General features: G+C 66.5%; 14 protein-coding genes and 1 riboswitch. Of the genes, 2 read left to right on the top strand and 12 right to left on the bottom strand.

Features of this window, described 5'->3' with window-relative positions:
• Positions 1-2: 2 nt before the first annotated feature.
• From cobM to RA25_RS14025, 3 genes are read right to left on the bottom strand one after another with little or no spacing between them, the layout of a single operon-like run.
• The gene (cobM, locus tag RA25_RS14015; RefSeq protein ID WP_039173288.1) at positions 3-797 is read right to left on the bottom strand and encodes a precorrin-4 C(11)-methyltransferase; all 795 of its coding nucleotides are present in this window, start codon (positions 795-797) and stop codon (positions 3-5) included.
• Positions 794-1,171, bottom strand: coding sequence for a cobalamin biosynthesis protein (locus tag RA25_RS14020; protein WP_039173290.1), 378 nt, complete (start codon positions 1,169-1,171; stop codon positions 794-796). The genes cobM and RA25_RS14020 overlap by 4 nt, the downstream gene beginning before the upstream one ends.
• On the bottom strand, positions 1,168-2,352 hold the full coding sequence (locus RA25_RS14025; protein WP_039173293.1) for a bifunctional cobalt-precorrin-7 (C(5))-methyltransferase/cobalt-precorrin-6B (C(15))-methyltransferase: 1,185 nt from the start codon (positions 2,350-2,352) through the stop codon (positions 1,168-1,170). The genes RA25_RS14020 and RA25_RS14025 overlap by 4 nt, the downstream gene beginning before the upstream one ends.
• Here RA25_RS14025 and RA25_RS14030 point away from each other — a divergent pair.
• Positions 2,351-3,091 (top strand): cobalt-precorrin-6A reductase, encoded by a 741-nt coding sequence (locus RA25_RS14030; protein WP_039173296.1) that lies wholly within the window; start codon positions 2,351-2,353, stop codon positions 3,089-3,091. The genes RA25_RS14025 and RA25_RS14030 overlap by 2 nt on opposite strands.
• Here the strand turns inward: RA25_RS14030 and cobJ are convergent.
• The 7 genes from cobJ to RA25_RS14065 all read right to left on the bottom strand — a co-directional run bounded on the left by cobJ (position 3,088) and on the right by RA25_RS14065 (position 11,196).
• On the bottom strand, positions 3,088-3,852 hold the full coding sequence (gene cobJ, locus RA25_RS14035) for a precorrin-3B C(17)-methyltransferase (protein WP_039173299.1): 765 nt from the start codon (positions 3,850-3,852) through the stop codon (positions 3,088-3,090). The genes RA25_RS14030 and cobJ overlap by 4 nt on opposite strands.
• The gene (locus tag RA25_RS14040) at positions 3,849-4,565 is read right to left on the bottom strand and encodes a precorrin-2 C(20)-methyltransferase (RefSeq protein ID WP_039173302.1); all 717 of its coding nucleotides are present in this window, start codon (positions 4,563-4,565) and stop codon (positions 3,849-3,851) included. The genes cobJ and RA25_RS14040 overlap by 4 nt, the downstream gene beginning before the upstream one ends.
• 3 nt (positions 4,566-4,568) lie before the next feature.
• Positions 4,569-5,198: a precorrin-8X methylmutase gene (locus RA25_RS14045; RefSeq protein WP_039173305.1), complete on the bottom strand. Its 630-nt coding sequence runs from the start codon at positions 5,196-5,198 to the stop codon at positions 4,569-4,571.
• A gap of 1 nt (position 5,199) precedes the next feature.
• Positions 5,200-6,363, bottom strand: a complete 1,164-nt coding sequence (cobG, locus tag RA25_RS14050; RefSeq protein WP_039173307.1) for a precorrin-3B synthase — start codon at positions 6,361-6,363, stop codon at positions 5,200-5,202.
• Positions 6,360-9,605: a cobaltochelatase subunit CobN gene (gene cobN / locus RA25_RS14055; RefSeq protein ID WP_039173309.1), complete on the bottom strand. Its 3,246-nt coding sequence runs from the start codon at positions 9,603-9,605 to the stop codon at positions 6,360-6,362. Before cobN ends, cobG begins: the two co-directional genes overlap by 4 nt.
• 143 nt (positions 9,606-9,748) lie before the next feature.
• On the bottom strand, positions 9,749-10,783 hold the full coding sequence (cobW, locus tag RA25_RS14060) for a cobalamin biosynthesis protein CobW (RefSeq protein ID WP_039173310.1): 1,035 nt from the start codon (positions 10,781-10,783) through the stop codon (positions 9,749-9,751).
• A gap of 2 nt (positions 10,784-10,785) precedes the next feature.
• Positions 10,786-11,196, bottom strand: coding sequence for a DUF1636 family protein (locus tag RA25_RS14065; protein WP_039173312.1), 411 nt, complete (start codon positions 11,194-11,196; stop codon positions 10,786-10,788).
• 97 nt (positions 11,197-11,293) lie between these two features.
• A riboswitch (cobalamin riboswitch) is annotated at positions 11,294-11,503 on the bottom strand.
• A 51-nt stretch (positions 11,504-11,554) separates the two neighbouring features.
• Between RA25_RS14065 and cobO the strand changes: the two genes are divergently transcribed.
• Positions 11,555-12,190, top strand: coding sequence for a cob(I)yrinic acid a,c-diamide adenosyltransferase (gene cobO / locus RA25_RS14070; protein ID WP_039173313.1), 636 nt, complete (start codon positions 11,555-11,557; stop codon positions 12,188-12,190).
• 86 nt (positions 12,191-12,276) lie between these two features.
• Here cobO and glpD read toward each other — a convergent pair whose 3' ends face one another.
• Both glpD and RA25_RS14080 read right to left on the bottom strand, forming a co-directional pair.
• The gene (gene glpD, locus RA25_RS14075) at positions 12,277-13,854 is read right to left on the bottom strand and encodes a glycerol-3-phosphate dehydrogenase (RefSeq protein WP_039173314.1); all 1,578 of its coding nucleotides are present in this window, start codon (positions 13,852-13,854) and stop codon (positions 12,277-12,279) included.
• Positions 13,847-14,632 (bottom strand): DeoR/GlpR family DNA-binding transcription regulator, encoded by a 786-nt coding sequence (locus tag RA25_RS14080; RefSeq protein ID WP_039173317.1) that lies wholly within the window; start codon positions 14,630-14,632, stop codon positions 13,847-13,849. Before RA25_RS14080 ends, glpD begins: the two co-directional genes overlap by 8 nt.
• Between the last annotated feature and the right edge of the window lie 76 nt (positions 14,633-14,708).

Here is a 14,708-nt window from a genome sequence, read left to right on the forward strand (position 1 = left end):
CCTTAGTCGTCCCCATGGCTCCAGCTCGACCACGGGCTGTCGGCGCTCTGCGGCCGGTAGCGGCGGTCGTAGTCGGTGGAATAGAGGCAGCTTTCTTCAAAGCCCTCGCCCTTCAGAACCGGCCCCACCAGGATCAGCGCGGTGCGGGAGATCTTCTCATCCAGCGACTCTTTCAGCGTGTCCAGGGTGGCGCGGATGATCTGCTGATCCGGCCAGCTGGCGCGGTAGACCACGGCGACCGGGCAGTCCGCGCCGTAATGCGGCGTCAGGCTGTCAACCACGTGGTCCAGATTGCCGATCGACAGGTGGATCGCCAGCGTGGTGCCGGTACGGGCGAAATTCTCCAGCGACTCGCCTGCAGGCATCGAGGACGCGCGGCCCGGGGTGCGGGTCAGCACCACCGACTGGCCGAGGCCGGGGAGGGTGAGCTCGGTCCCAAGCGCCGCAGCCGCAGCGGCAAAGGACGGCACGCCCGGGGTGACGCTCACCGGGATGCCCTCTGCTTTCAGGCGGCGGATCTGCTCGCCCATGGCGGACCAGACCGACAGGTCGCCGGAATGCAGCCGCGCCACGTCCTGGCCTGCCGCATGCGCAGCCTTGATCTCAGCCACGATGGCATCCAGATCCATCGCTGCGGTGTTCACGATCTTCGCGTCCGCCGGGCAGTGGCTCAGGATTTCCTCCGGCACCAGTGAGCCCGCGTACAGGCACACCGGGCAGGACGCGATGATGTCGCGCCCGCGCAAGGTCAACAGGTCGGCAGCGCCCGGTCCGGCGCCAATGAAGTGAACGGTCATGGCTCAAGTCTTTCTGCTATGGCCGCGGTGGCAAGCCCATCCGCGGTGACAACTCTGGGGGCGAGAAGGCGCGCCCGCGCCCCCGCTGCCCCATGGCGCGCGCCCGCCAGCGCCGCGGCTTCCGCCAGCGACCCGGTACCGAACCGCGCCTTGATCCTGGGCGAGCAGGTCAATGTCTGCTCCCCGCTAATATCTTGTTCTTGCAGCGCAATCACCGGCAGGCCGATGCTGCGCGCAAATTCCTGCATGGCGAGTGCCCCGGCCTTCTCCGTGACGGAGGCCAGCGCATCCACCTGCACGCCGGTCAGCGCCAGCGCCGCTTGCAAATCTGCGGCTGTGGCGCGTTCGCGAAATCCGAAGCCTGCCACCTTCATCGCGTGACGCTCCACTGAATGACAGGCCGCGCCCGCCGCCAGTCGCGCATCGACCCCAGCGGCCCGGCTTCGGCAATCTCCGCCTTCAGCAGATGGCCGCCGCGCGCGGCATGGGCCTGCATCAGCAGGGTCTCGGTTTCCAGCGTGACACCATTGGCCACCAGCCGCGTGCCATCGGGCAGGATATTCCACAGGTGGTCCAGCAGCGCCTGCGAGCCGCCGCCGCCGATGAAGACGCAGTCAGGCAGGGGCTGGCCGTCCAGCACTGCCGGCGCCTTGCCCAGCACTGCGGTCATCCGGTGATCCAGCCCAAACGCCGCCGCATTGGCGCGGATGTTCTCGAGCCGGCTCTCGCGCGGCTCAAAGGTAATGGCCCGTGCACCGGGGGCGGCCAGGCACCACTCGACCGAGACCGAGCCGGAACCGCCGCCGATGTCCCACAGCAGTTCTCCTGCCCGCGGTGCCAGGGCCGACAGCGTCAGCGCCCGGACCGGCCGCTTGGTGATCTGCCCGTCGCTGATGAAATGCGTATCCGCCAGCCCCGAGGCCTGCGGCAGCCCGGGCCGCATGGTCTCGATGGCCATAAGGACCGGCGCCCCCGTTGACCGCAGATCCCAGCCTTCAGCAGTGGTATGCTGCAGCAGTTCCTTGGGGCCGCCCAGCCGCTCCATCACACAGAGCTGCGCATCCGGCTGGCCGTTCTCAACCAGCCAGGCCGCCAGCTCCGCCGGGGCGTTACCGTCGCGCAGGGTGCAGATCACCCGCACACCGCGGCCCAGCAATAGCCGCAGCCGCGCGTAAGGCGCGGCATGCAGGCCAAGGCACAGAACGTCCTCCAGCTTCCAGCCCAGCCGGTTGGCGGCCAGCGCGAAACAGGATGGCACCGGGTAAGAGATCCACTCATCGGGCGCCAGATCCCGCATCAGCGAACCGCCGGCGCCATGCCAGAACGGATCGCCGGAGGCGAGAACAGCCACCTTGCGCCCGCGCATCGCCAGCACCGGTCCGGTGGAAAACGGCACCGGCCAGGGCTGGCCTTTGCTGCCCGCACCCGCCAGTTCCAGGTGCCGCGGGCCGCCGAAAATCACATCGGCCTCCGCCAGCGCCTTCCGGCTTGCATCGCCCAAGCCTTCCAGTCCATTTTCGCCCAGACCAATGATTGTGAGCCACGGATCAGACATGACACGCATCCTCCTGCTGGGCGGCACCACCGAGGCCTCGGCGCTCGCGAAAACCTTGGCCGAGGCCGGCACGGATGCGGTGTTCTCCTACGCGGGCCGTACCGCCAAACCGGTCAGCCAGCCGCTGCCCACCCGCATTGGCGGCTTTGGCGGCGCGGACGGGCTGGCGGATTACCTGCAGGCCGAAGGGATCACCCATGTGGTCGATGCCACCCATCCCTTCGCGGCGCAGATGAGCACCAACGCGGTGGGCGCTTGCGCATTGGTGGGCGTGCCGCTCTGCGCCTTTGAGCGCCCGGCCTGGCAGGCGGGAGAGGGCGACAACTGGGTGCAAGCGGACAGCATTGAACAGGCCGTGGAGGCTCTTCCCGAAACCCCGGCACGGGTGTTTCTGGCGATCGGCAAGCAAAACCTTGCGCAATTCGCGGCCAAGCCCCAGCACCACTACCTGCTTCGGCTGGTGGACGCGCCGGAGGCGGACTTGCCGTTGCCGCACACAACGGTCGAGATTGCCCGCGGGCCGTTTGACGTCGCGGGCGACACCGCGCTGATGCAGTGCCACGCCATCACCCATGTGGTCGCCAAGAACGCCGGCGGCGCGGGGGCCGCGGCCAAGCTCACTGCCGCGCGCACGCTCGGCCTGCCGGTCGTCATGATCGGCAGACCCAAGGTGCCCGAGCGGCCCGTCCTGGGCAGCGTGGCAGAGGTTATGGCCTGGCTGTCGCATCCCGGCGCTTAACCCTCAGCCGCGTAGCGTGGAGTATAGACGTAATTGCCCACTCTGCGGGTGTCGCGGTTGCCGACAATCACCACGGTGCGCATGTCCGCCATCTCGGGCGTGGCATCCTTCAGCGGCACGGTCAGCAGTTCCTGCCCGGGCTTGGTCACGTCGCGGGCAAAGGTGATCAGCGTGTCCGCGCCGCAGGCCTCGCGCAGGATTTCCAGCGCCCGGGCAAACTGATGCGGGCGTGACTTGGAGCGCGGGTTGTAAAACGCCATTGCCAGACCGGCCTCGCCAACCAGCTGCAGGCGCTTTTCAATGAGGCTCCAGGGCTTCAGGTTGTCGCTGAGGTTGATAGCCGCGAAATCATGCCCCAAAGGCGCGCCGATGGCGGCAGCGGCGGCCAGCATCGCGGTGATGCCCGGCAGCACCTTGATCTCCAGATCCAGCCATTCGGGGTGGCTTTCCGCGCTGTTCTCCAGCGCCTCAAACACGGCGGAGGCCATGGCAAACACGCCCGGATCGCCGGAGGACACCACGACCACGCGTTTGCCCTCGGCGGCCATTTCCAGGGCATGGGTGGCGCGGTCGACCTCAACCCGGTTGTCGGTGGCGTGCAGGGTCAGCCCTTCGCGCGGCGCGATACGGTTCACATAGGGGATATAGCCGACGATGTCGGTGGCTTCGCTGATGGCGTCGCGCACTTCCTGTGTCACCAGTGCCTCGTTGCCGGGGCCAAGGCCCGCGATTACGACCCAGCCGTTTTCTGTGTTGCTCATGGCCGGCGCCCCTGTCCGTGAACCAATACGATGGAGAAATAGGGCACTTCGCCTGTGATCTCCGACAGCTTCTGCACGGTCTGGCCGGGCATGGTGCCGCGTTCGACCAGCCAGGCGTCATCGGCGCGGCCCGCACGTTCCAGCGCGCGGCGCAGCTTGGGCAGGTTGCGGCCGATCTTCATTACCACCAGCGCGTCAGTTTCAGCGGCGCGTTTGGCCAGCTCGTCCTCGCTGAGGGTGGCCATCGCCACGGTCAGCACATCGTCTCCCCAGGTGATCGGCTGGCCGGAAGCGGTCCAGCAGCCGGACATACCGGTGATGCCCGGCACGATCTCTTGCTCGGCGCGGCCCTGCAGGCGGGTGTAGAGGTGCATGTAGGAGCCATAAAGAAACGGGTCGCCCTCACACAGCACCACCACGTCTTCGTCCTGCGCAATCTCAGCCAGAGTGTCGGCCCATTGATCATAGAACTCCGCCAGCACCCGGTTGTATTCGGGGTCGGAGAAATGGATCTCGGTCGTCACCGGGTATTCCATCGCGTGTTCGGTGACGCCCTCTGCCAGCATGCCCTCGACGATGGCGCGGGCCTGGCCCTGGCGGCCTGCCTTGCGGAAATAGGCGATGTGGCGGGCGTTTGAGATCAGCCGGTGCGAGCGGACGCTCATCAGGTCGGGATCCCCGGGGCCAAGCCCAGCGCAGATGACTGTACCCATGGGTTACTCTTTCCAGCTTGCCAGCGCGTTCACCGCCGCAACGGTGATGGCGGAGCCGCCCAGACGGCCCTTCACGATCATCGACGGGACCGGCAGGTCCTCCATCAGCGCGTCCTTGGATTCCATCGCGCCGACAAAGCCCACGGGACAGCCGATGATGGCGGCGGGGCGGGGGCAGGCCGGGTCCTTCAGCATGTTCAGCAGATGAAACAGTGCGGTGGGGGCGTTGCCGATGGCCACGACGGCGCCGTCCAGTTTCGGGCGCCACAGCTCCAGCGCGGCGGCGGAACGGGTATTGGACATTTCCTTGGCCAGCTCCGGCACCTTGGGGTCGCGCAGGGTGCAGATTACCTCATTGTCCGCGGGCAGGCGCGGGCGGGTGATGCCTTCGCTCACCATATAGGCATCGCAGAGGATCGGCGCGCCGTTCGCCAGGGCTGCGCGGGCGGTCTCGGCCATGCCCTCGGAGAAGCGCACGTGCTCTTCCAGCCCCACCATGCCGGCGGCGTGGATCATGCGGACGACGACGCTTTCCTCGTCCTTGTTGAAGCGCGCCAGATCGGCTTCGCGGCGGATGGTGGCAAAGCTTTCGGCGTAGATCGCGGCGCCGTTGGTTTCATAGGTGTGGAGCATGTCAGCTGCCCTCTTTCAGAAGTTCGGGAGCGGCGCGCAACGCGTCGGCGCTCAGGCGGGTCTTTAGCGGCTGATCCGCGGCAGTGCCATTGCGGATCAGGGAGAATTCGTTTTCGCCGGTTGCGGTCAGTGTCAGCGGTGCGGTGCCCGGGCAGGCACAGCCTTTGGTGCAGCCGGAAATATGAAGTTTGGTCCCCGAGGGAACGTGCGGCGCTAGGTCACGGGCCAGATCACGGGTTGCAGACAGCGCCTGCAGGCAGCCGGGCGCCCCGGTGCAAGCGACGACTTGCAGGCGCGGATCCGTTGCATCCAGGATCAGGCCGGGCAGGGGCGGCAGGCTTTCCGCGCCTTCCACCAGAAGCGCGCGCCAGGGGGTGAGGCGGATATCGCCGTGGCCTGCCAACTGTGCCAGCGTTGCGGCGGGCATCTGGCCGAATTCCAGCGCCGCGAGAGTTCCTGCGGACACAGTGCCCGGCTTTGCGATGAAAGCGGTTCTTGCCACCGGTGCGGCATGTGCCGCCGGCGGCCCGCGGCGCGCAATGAGACGGTGCATCCGGCCACGGCCCTCAGGCGCGCCGCCCTGTTTCAGGAACCAGCGGGCGAGGGCGAGGGCTTCGGCGACAGCGGATTCACGTGTGACGGGCAGGCCGATTTCAGCGCCGTCAGCGCGCAGGATCAGGGTGCTGTCAGAGCGTTCGATGCGGATATCGGCAGCGGTGTCTTGCAGGACGGGTTCCGAGCCGCAGTCGACGGCAAAGCCGAACTTGCCGGGCAGGGTAAGGTCTGTTGCCGCGGTCAGCGCGGCGCTGAGCGCTGCTGCGATGGCGTGGGTGTCGTCGCCCGCCGTCCAGAACGGCGCGAGCAGGACGTTGCGGCGGGCTTCGGCGCTTGCGTCCGGGTCGATGAAGCCGAGATCGCGTAGGGCGCCGATCAGCTCCTCATGTGCCTCTTCGCGGATGCCGCGCATCTGCAAGTTGGCGCGGGCAGAGATATCCAGTAGGCCGTTACCAAACTCTTCAGAAAGCCTTGCCACACCGCGCGCCTGGGCAGCGGACAGTTTACCCAAAGGCGCGCGCACCCGCACCACCAGCCCGTCGCCGGACATCATCGGGCGCAGGGCACCGGGGCACCAGCCATAGACCTTGGGTTCAGCGGCGCTGCTCATGCCGCGCCCTCCAGCTCTGCCATGATCGAGTTGCGCCGTGTGCTCCAGAGGCCTGCATCAAACAGGGCGCGGAAGCGGTCACGCATGGCGGCGAGCGCTTCGGGGTTTTCGTGCTCCATGAACGCCACCAGATCGTCGCGGCCCAGGGTGGCCTCGAAGTAGAGGTCGAACAGATGCGGCTGCACCACCTGGGCCAGATGCGCGAAGGCAGCCATGTGATCGAGCGTCGCGGCGATTTCCGCCGCGCCGCGGAAGCCGTGACTCATCATTGAGGTGGCCCAGTCCGGATTGGCGGCGCGGGCGCGGGTGACGCGGGCGATTTCTTCGCCCAGGGAACGTGCCTGCGGCTTGTCGGGCCGTGTGGCGTCGAGGTGGTAGAGCGCCGGTGTTGCTTGGCCGATGCGCGCCATTGCGGCGGCAAAGCCGGCCTCATGCGCGGCGTAATCAGACGCGACCAGCAGGTCGGTTTCCGGCAGGTCCTGCAGGTGCACAAAGCTGTCGGCGCCCTGCAGGCGGGTTTCCAGCGCTTCGCGGGCGTCGGTGATTGCGCCCTTGGCGTCGATCGCATGGGAGGAGGCATTCAGCCAGGCCTCGCCCGCCGCCTGGCGCGCTGCATCGGTGTAGTCATCCAGATGCGGGTTCATCGACAGGCCGTACTGGCCCGGTTTGGGGCCGAAGACGCGCGGGGTCTCGGTGAGATAGGGGTTGTCGGCCTGGGTTTCCTCGCGGCCCGCCAGTGCGGCAGCGGCACTTTCGAACATCTGGGCAAGGCCCGGGAAGACGTCGCGGAACAGGCCGGACACCCGCAGGGTCACGTCGATGCGCGGGCGGTTCAGCATGGAGAGCGGCAGCACCTCGAAACCGGAGACGCGCTCGGAGCCTTCGTCCCACTTGGGTGCCAGCCCTGCCAGATGCAGCGCCATCGCGAACTCCTCACCCGCGGTGCGCATGGTGGCGGAGCCCCAGAGGTCGATCACCAGCCCCTTGGGCCAATCGCCGTGGTCCTGAAGGTGGCGGCGCAGCAGCTCTTCCGCCAGCTTGACCCCTTGCGCATGCGCCGCCCGCGACGGCACCGCCCGCGGGTCGGTGGTAAAGAGGTTGCGCCCCGTCGGGATCACATCGGCGCGGCCGCGGAAGGGCGAGCCGGAGGGGCCGGGAGTGACGATCTTGCCGTCCAACGCGGCGATCAGCCCGGCGCGCTCCTCTGCCCCGCATTGGCCGGTGCCAAAGATGTGCAGACCCTCGCCGTACTGGCTTTCCTTGATGTCGCAGACAAAGGCGTCGATGCGGGTGATTGCCTCAGCCGGTGACGTATCCGGCGTCAGGCCAAGGTCGGCTTCGACGCCGGTGCCTTGCGCCTCTGCCCGGATGTCGCCGATCAGCCGGTCGCGGCGGGCCGGGTCCAGGCCGTCTGCGGTGGAGTATTCATCCAGCAGGCTTTCGAGCCGCGCCATGCCCTCGGGCAGGTTGGTCTGCGCCAGCGGCGGCGGCAAGTGGCCGATGGTCACGGCGCCGATGCGGCGTTTGGCCTGGGCGGCCTCGCCCGGGTCGTTGACGATGAACGGGTAGGCGACGGGCAGCGGGCCGGTCAGCACCTCGGGCCAGCAGGCGCCGGAGAGGGCGACTGCCTTGCCCGGCAGCCATTCCAGGGTGCCGTGGGCGCCGATGTGCACGAGGGCGTCGGTTTGGTCGCGCAGCCACAGGTAAAAGGCGACATAGGCATGGCGCGGGGTGCGGTCGAGGTCGTGGTAATCATCGACGCGAGTTTTCACTTCGCCGCGTTCGGGCTGCAGGGCGATCAGGGCGTTACCTGCCCGCAAGGCCTTGAAGTGAAAGGCGCCGTCGCGGCAATCGGCGTCTTCTTCCGGGCTGCCCCAAGCCTCAGTCAGGGTGTTTTGCAGGTCTTGCGGCAGCGTGGAGAGGGCCTGGCGGTAGTCCTCCAGCGGGACGCTGAGTGTTTCCTCCATCAGCCGCAGACCGGTGTTTTCCAGCGCTTCGACGGCGTAGCCCTGGGCCGCCAGTTCGTGCAGGATCTCGTCGCAGGAGGCCAGCGCGTCGAGGCCGACGGCATGGGCCAGGTTGTGGTCGCGGCCGGGATAGGTGGACAGGATCAGGGCCAGACGCTTGTCCGCATTCGGCAGTTTGGCGAGGCGCAGCCAGCCTTCCACGCGGTCCACGGCAGATTTGATGCGGTCTGCATCAGCCCGGTGGGCGAAGCGGGAATATTGCAGGTCCGGGTCTTTCTTGCCCGGCGACTTGAAGCTGACGACGCCGGCAAAGATGCGTCCGTCGACCTCGGGCAGCACCACGTGCATGGCGAGGTCAGCGGGGGAAAGGCCGCGGTCTGCCTCGGCCCAGTCTTTCTTGCGTGCGGTGGAGAGGGCGACCTGGAACACCGGGCAGCCGGTGGCGGAGAGCGGCGAGGCGCTGCCGTCGGTGCCTTGGGCGGAAAACGCAGTGGCGTTGATGATGGCTGCCGGGCTCAGCGAGGGCAGTTTTTCGCGCAGCCAGTCCGCGGCAGTGGGCGCCTTGAGGCTGGCGGCAAAGGCGCCATAGGCCGCATAGCCGCGGGCGCGGAGCTCCTCGATCATGGCATCCACCGGGGCGGTGTCGGCAGCGGTGAGGTAGGAACGGTAGAAGCTCACCAGCACCAGCGGTTTGTCCTGCGGCGGCAGGTCCGCAAGCACGCCTTTAGCTGGGTCGTAGAAGCCGTGTTCGGGTGTGGTCTTGAGGCCCAGAACCGGGCCTGCGTAGAGACCGGCCGCCAGCGAAAGCTGTGCAAGCGCCGCCTGAGCAGCGACGGCGCCGCCGGCGTCGCACAGGGATTGCAGGCGGCGCAGGGTGGAGACTGGCAGGGTGGACAGCTCATCCAGCCGCGCATCCTCGCGGCCGTCTGCTGGCAGGATTGCCAGCGCGAAGCCCTTGCGCCGGGCAAGGTCCTGCAGGGTGGCGAGACCGTAGGACCAGTAGCTTTCGCCGCCAATCAGGCGGACGAGGACGCCCTTGGCGCCTTCCAGCGTCTGTTCCGCGTAGACGTCGACCGACAACGGGTGCTTGAGCGCCACCAGGTTGGCGAGGCGCAAGCTGGGCAGTTTGCCGTCCGCGCGGTGCCAGCCCGCCGCAAAGGCGCCGAGGTCGCTGTCGGAGAAGGACAGCACCACAAGGTCCGCGGGCGTCTGCCCGAGGTCTTGCGGGGTGTCGGTCTCGTCAAGGCCGTGGCTTTCGCGGAAGACGACGTGCATGGGTCAGGCCCTTTCGGAAAGAAGAGCAGAGGGCAGTGCCCGGCCTCGGGAGGAAGCGAAGCGCCCTCCCGTGTGGGAGGTCGGGCGCTGCCCGGCGTTACCGCCGGGCGAAACGTTTGAAGTTTCGCCTTGGGGCATCAGCTTCAGGCCCCCAGCTCGGCGCGGATGGCCTGTTCGTCGATGTCGTCATGCTCGGCGATGACCACCAGGGCGGTCTTGCGCGGCTGCGCACCCCAGGGCTGATCATACTGGGCGCGCAGGCGCTCGCCCACGGCCTGAACCAGCATCCGCATCGGTTTTCCCTCCACCGCGACATAGCCTTTGACGCGCAGGATATTGCGCTCGCGGGCGAGTTTCACGATAGCATTCTGCAGCGCTTCCGGGTCGGAGACTTCGCCCATTTCGACAACGATGCTTTCAAAATCGTCATGCTCGTGGTCGTGGTGGCCGTCGTGGTGGCTGGGGCGGGCCTCCAGATCGTCTTCGGCAGCGGCGTTCAGGCCCAGGATGATGCGCGGGTCGATGACGCCTTCGCTCATCGGCAGGATCGGCAGCTTGCGCGGCGCTTCTGCCTCGATCACCGCGCGGGCCTTCTCGACGCCTGCGTCGCCGGCCAGGTCGGCCTTGGACAGCAGCACGATGTCGGCGCAGGAGACCTGGTCTTCGAAGACTTCCGACAGCGGGGTTTCGTGGTCCAGGCTCTCATCTGCTTCGCGCTGGGCGGCAACCGCGTCCAGATCGGGGGCGAACTGGCCCTTGGCGACGGCCTCGGCATCGGCCAGCGCAATCACGCCGTCCACGGTGATACGGGAGCGGATGGCGGGCCAGTCGAAGGCCTTGAGCAGCGGCTTGGGCAGCGCCAGACCGGAGGTCTCGATCACGATGTGATCGGGCTTTTCCGGCAGGTCCATCAGTTGTTCGATGGTGGGGATGAAGTCATCCGCCACGGTGCAGCAGATGCAGCCGTTGGCCAGCTCCATGATGTTCTCCGCCGGGCAATTTTCATCGGCGCAGGATTTCAGGATGTCGCCGTCCACACCGGCGGTGCCGAATTCATTGACCACAACCGCCAGGCGCTTGCCCTGCGGGTTCTGCATCAGGTGGCGGATCAGGGTGGTCTTGCCCGCACCGAGGAAGCCGGTGATGACGGTGACGGGGATCTTGTTGAGGTCGCTCATGTTTACTCCTCGGAGAAGAACTTGGCCGGCGGGATGCGGGCAACGGATTGCTTGCGGAAGGTCTGCGGGCGCTCGCGCCACGGCACAACACCGTCGGCGGTGGCGGCATAGGCTGCGGCGCCTTCCAGAATTTCGGGGACGTGCTGGTCCGGGTCGAGGTCGCCGTAGACATAGGTCCAGCGTTCTTCGCCGCCGACCAAGGCCACGGCGCAGCCGCGCTTGCAGGAGGACAGGCATTCGACGCCGCGCAGGCGAACGCCTTCGGGCATTCCGGCTTCTTCCAGGGCTGCGTGCAGGATGGCGCCGGGGCGGGCGGCCTCCGGGTCGGCGCCCTCGCGGCGGCAGGTGAGGCAAACGGTCAGCGTGACCGGTCCCTGGGTGCTGGCAGTCTTGCCTGCCATATCGTCAGCCATCAGCGCGTCTCCTGTCGCGGCAGGGCGTGCGGGATGGCCAGAAAGGAACTGTGTCGTGCCAGTCCCTCACCCGGTCGCAGAACACCCCGTCTGCCCGTTGATCTCTCTCTAGCTGGCAGGTCTCCCGGCTTGCGGATGCCAAGGCGCTCAGGCCTTGCCGGCCATCCTGCCTTCCCGGGACGTATTCCCAGTGGCATGGCGGCCTCATCCGGTCACGGTCGCGGGGGCGGCTGTGCTTGAGCCTTGGCAAGGCCTTCACATTCCCTCTTCGCCTGTTTTCACAGGAACCAGCTGAACCCCCTTGCGCTATGGCGGGCTTCTTTGTCAAGACATGGGGTCAAACAGCTGGAGAGCCCCCATGAGCGAAAAGTCCGAAACCGGCATTTCAGAAGAAGAAGCCGCCCGTCACGCCTCAAAGATGGCCAAGAAGAAGGCCGCGCGCGACCGGATGATGAAGACCAAGGAGGGCGAGAAGGGCCTGATCATCGTTCACACCGGTCCGGGCAAGGGCAAGTCCTCGTCCGGCTTCGGCATGATCATGCGCTGTATCGCCCATGGGATGCCATCTGCGGTGGTGCAGTTCATCAAGGGCGCCTGGCAGACCGGCGAGCGCACCCTGATCGAGGAGAACTTCAGCGATCTGTGCCAGTTCTATGCGATGGGCGAGGGGTTCACTTGGGAAACCCAGGACAAGGCGCGCGACATCGCCGCCGCCCAGAAGGGCTGGGAGAAGGCCAAGGAGATGATCCTGGACGAGCGCAATACCATGGTGCTGCTGGACGAGATCAACATCGCGCTGCGTTATGAGTATCTGGATCTGGAGGAGGTGCTGGAGTTCCTGGTGGAGCAGAAGCCGCCGATGACCCATGTGGTGCTGACCGGCAGGAACGCCAAGGAGGAGCTGATCGAGATCGCCGATCTGGTGACCGAGATGGGCCAGATCAAACACCCGTTCCGCGCCGGCGTGAAAGCGCAAAAGGGCGTGGAGTTTTAAGAAGCTCACAAAGGTCTTTCGCCTGGCCGAAGGCCGGGCAGCGCCCGTCCCGCCCCAGTGGGACGGGACGGGCGCTGCCCTTCGCGTTATGCTGCGAGCGTTTGTGCCTTGCCTTGAATATAGGCATCCACCGCGGCGCGCTGGGCTTCATCCAGCCGCAGTCCCAGCTTGGTGCGCCGCCAAAGGTAGTCGTCTCCGGTCCGTACCCATTCGCGGGCAATTGCCCAGTCCAGTTCCCGCGCGGTGATCGTCGCCCCGAAGTCCTGCCCCATATCAGCCGCGGATTTGGCCTCGCCCAGAACCGCCCAGGCCTCGGTGCCATAGGCGCGGATCAGGCGGCGGGTCCAATAGGGCGAAAGGAACGGATAGTCCGCCGCGAGTTTGCCGCGCAGCTTTTCCACATCCGCCACCGCAAAATCGCCGCCGGGCAGGGCCACGCCTGCGGTCCAGTCCGCGGGCAGCTGCGGGAAAACCTCGCCGATTTTCGCCAGCGCCGCTTCGGCCAGTTTGCGGTAGGTGGTGATTTTGCCGCCGAAGACATTCAAGAGGGGCGCCTGTGCCTGATCCAGTGTCAGCACATATTCGCGGGTCGCCGCGGTGGCAGAGCTGGCGCCGTCGTCATAAAGCGGGCGCACGCCGGAATAGGTCCAGACAATATCCTCGCGCTTGAGCGGCTGATTGAAATATCCTGATGCAAAATCAATCAGGTAGTCCTGCTCCTTTGCGGTGCATTCCGGCGCGGTGTCCGGATCGGAGTGGTCGCTGTCCGTTGTGCCGATGAGGGTGAAGTCTTCCTCATAGGGAATGGCAAAGATGATCCGCCCGTCGGTTCCCTGGAAGAAGTAGCAGCGCCCGTGGTCAAACAGTTTCGGCACCACGATATGGCTGCCGCGCACCAGGCGGATGTTCTCGCGGCTGTTCTGGCCCAGCTTCTGATGCAGCACATCGGCGACCCAGGGCCCGCCCGCGTTAATCAGCATTTTCGCGCGGCGCTGATGGGTTTCGCCGCTGGCCTGATCCTGCAGGGTGATCACCCAGTGGTCCGCATGGCGTTCAGCGGCCAGCACCTTGGTCCGGGTCAGGATCTCGGCGCCGCGGGCCTGGGCGTCGCGGGCGTTCAGGACGACCAGGCGGGCGTCCTCGATCCAGCAGTCGGAATATTCAAAGGCGGTCTTGAACTTGTCCCTGAGCGGTCTGCCCGCCGGGTCGGCCTCCAGATCCAGCTTCGCGGTGCCGGGCAGGATGCCGCGCTTGCCAAGCGAGTCGTAGAGGAACAGCCCCAGCCGGATCAGCCAGGCCGGGCGGCGGCCCTTCATCCAGGGCATGAAAGTGGTGAGCAGCTTGGACGTCGGCGTCTCGCTGTCGAACCGCATGTCCTTGTGGAACGGCAGCACGAACCGCATCGGCCAGGAGATATGCGGCATCGCATTCAGCAGCACCTCGCGCTCGATCAGCGCTTCGCGCACCAGGCGGAACTCAAAATATTCGAGATAGCGCAAGCCGCCGTGGAACAGCTTGGTTGAGGCAGAGGAGGTGGCCGAGGCCAGGTCGTTCATCTCTGCCAGCGTCACCGACAAGCCGCGTCCGGCGGCGTCGCGGGCGATGCCGCAGCCGTTGATGCCGCCGCCGATGATGAAAAGGTCTGTTACAGGCGTGTCAGTCATTTTCGCTGCTTTCGTTTTGTCCTGCGGTCAGGATGCGGGTGCCGGCGGCCTGCGCGGCCTCGGCAAATTCTGCGGGAACCGGGCGGTCGGTGATCACCACGTCGAGATCGGAGAGGTCGCAGATCCGCACCGGGGCGGAGCGGGCGAACTTGCTGCCGTCGCAGACCAGCACCTTCTGCCGTGCGTTTTTCAGGATTGCGCGGGCGACAGATACCTCGCGGGCATCGTGATCCATCACCGCGCCGTCGGCATCCAAAGCTGAGGCGCCAATAACCGCGAAATCCACCTTGTAGCGGGAGAAAAAGTCCACAGCATCTTGGCCCACGATGGCACCGTCACTTTGCCGCACGGTGCCGCCGGCCAGGATCAGCTCTTTGGCCTGACCACCCATCATCATGTTGATAATGTTTATATTGTTGGACATGACCGTCAGGCCGCTGTGGCCGGACAGGGCGCGGGCCACCTGTTCTGTGGAGGTGCCGATGTTGAGCGAAAGCGAGCAGTTGTCGGGGATCAGCTCTGCCGCCAGGGCGGCCATCGCCAGCTTGTTGCCGGCGTTCAGCTTGCGCCGGTCCTTGTACCCTTGGCTGGCGGCGGAGCTGACGCGGACGGCACCGCCGTGCACGCGGGACAGCGCGCCGCGCGCCGACAGGTCGCGCAGATCGGCGCGCACGGTCTGCAAGGACACGCCAAAGCGTTGCGAGAGATCCTCAACCTCGACCCGGTCCTGACGGTTCAGCAGGGAGATGATTTCGTTCTGACGGCTTGCGGCATCCATTTGCTTTCCTTTCACTGCGATTCTGTAGCGCATCACGCGCGAAGAGTCACCATTCGTTTTCGTATTACTTTCGGAG

It is taken from the genome of Leisingera sp. ANG-S5, from assembly GCF_000813925.1.
GTDB lineage: Bacteria > Pseudomonadota > Alphaproteobacteria > Rhodobacterales > Rhodobacteraceae > Leisingera.

Coding starts and splice junctions, on each gene's coding strand:
- cobM (WP_039173288.1), bottom strand. CDS start 797: ATGACCGTTCACTTCATTGGCGCCGGACCGGGCGCTGCCGACCTGTTG.
- RA25_RS14020 (WP_039173290.1), bottom strand. CDS start 1,171: ATGAAGGTGGCAGGCTTCGGATTTCGCGAACGCGCCACAGCCGCAGAT.
- RA25_RS14030 (WP_039173296.1), top strand. CDS start 2,351: ATGACACGCATCCTCCTGCTGGGCGGCACCACCGAGGCCTCGGCGCTC.
- RA25_RS14025 (WP_039173293.1), bottom strand. CDS start 2,352: ATGTCTGATCCGTGGCTCACAATCATTGGTCTGGGCGAAAATGGACTG.
- cobJ (WP_039173299.1), bottom strand. CDS start 3,852: ATGAGCAACACAGAAAACGGCTGGGTCGTAATCGCGGGCCTTGGCCCC.
- RA25_RS14040 (WP_039173302.1), bottom strand. CDS start 4,565: ATGGGTACAGTCATCTGCGCTGGGCTTGGCCCCGGGGATCCCGACCTG.
- RA25_RS14045 (WP_039173305.1), bottom strand. CDS start 5,198: ATGCTCCACACCTATGAAACCAACGGCGCCGCGATCTACGCCGAAAGC.
- cobG (WP_039173307.1), bottom strand. CDS start 6,363: ATGAGCAGCGCCGCTGAACCCAAGGTCTATGGCTGGTGCCCCGGTGCC.
- cobN (WP_039173309.1), bottom strand. CDS start 9,605: ATGCACGTCGTCTTCCGCGAAAGCCACGGCCTTGACGAGACCGACACC.
- cobW (WP_039173310.1), bottom strand. CDS start 10,783: ATGAGCGACCTCAACAAGATCCCCGTCACCGTCATCACCGGCTTCCTC.
- RA25_RS14065 (WP_039173312.1), bottom strand. CDS start 11,196: ATGGCTGACGATATGGCAGGCAAGACTGCCAGCACCCAGGGACCGGTC.
- cobO (WP_039173313.1), top strand. CDS start 11,555: ATGAGCGAAAAGTCCGAAACCGGCATTTCAGAAGAAGAAGCCGCCCGT.
- glpD (WP_039173314.1), bottom strand. CDS start 13,854: ATGACTGACACGCCTGTAACAGACCTTTTCATCATCGGCGGCGGCATC.
- RA25_RS14080 (WP_039173317.1), bottom strand. CDS start 14,632: ATGGATGCCGCAAGCCGTCAGAACGAAATCATCTCCCTGCTGAACCGT.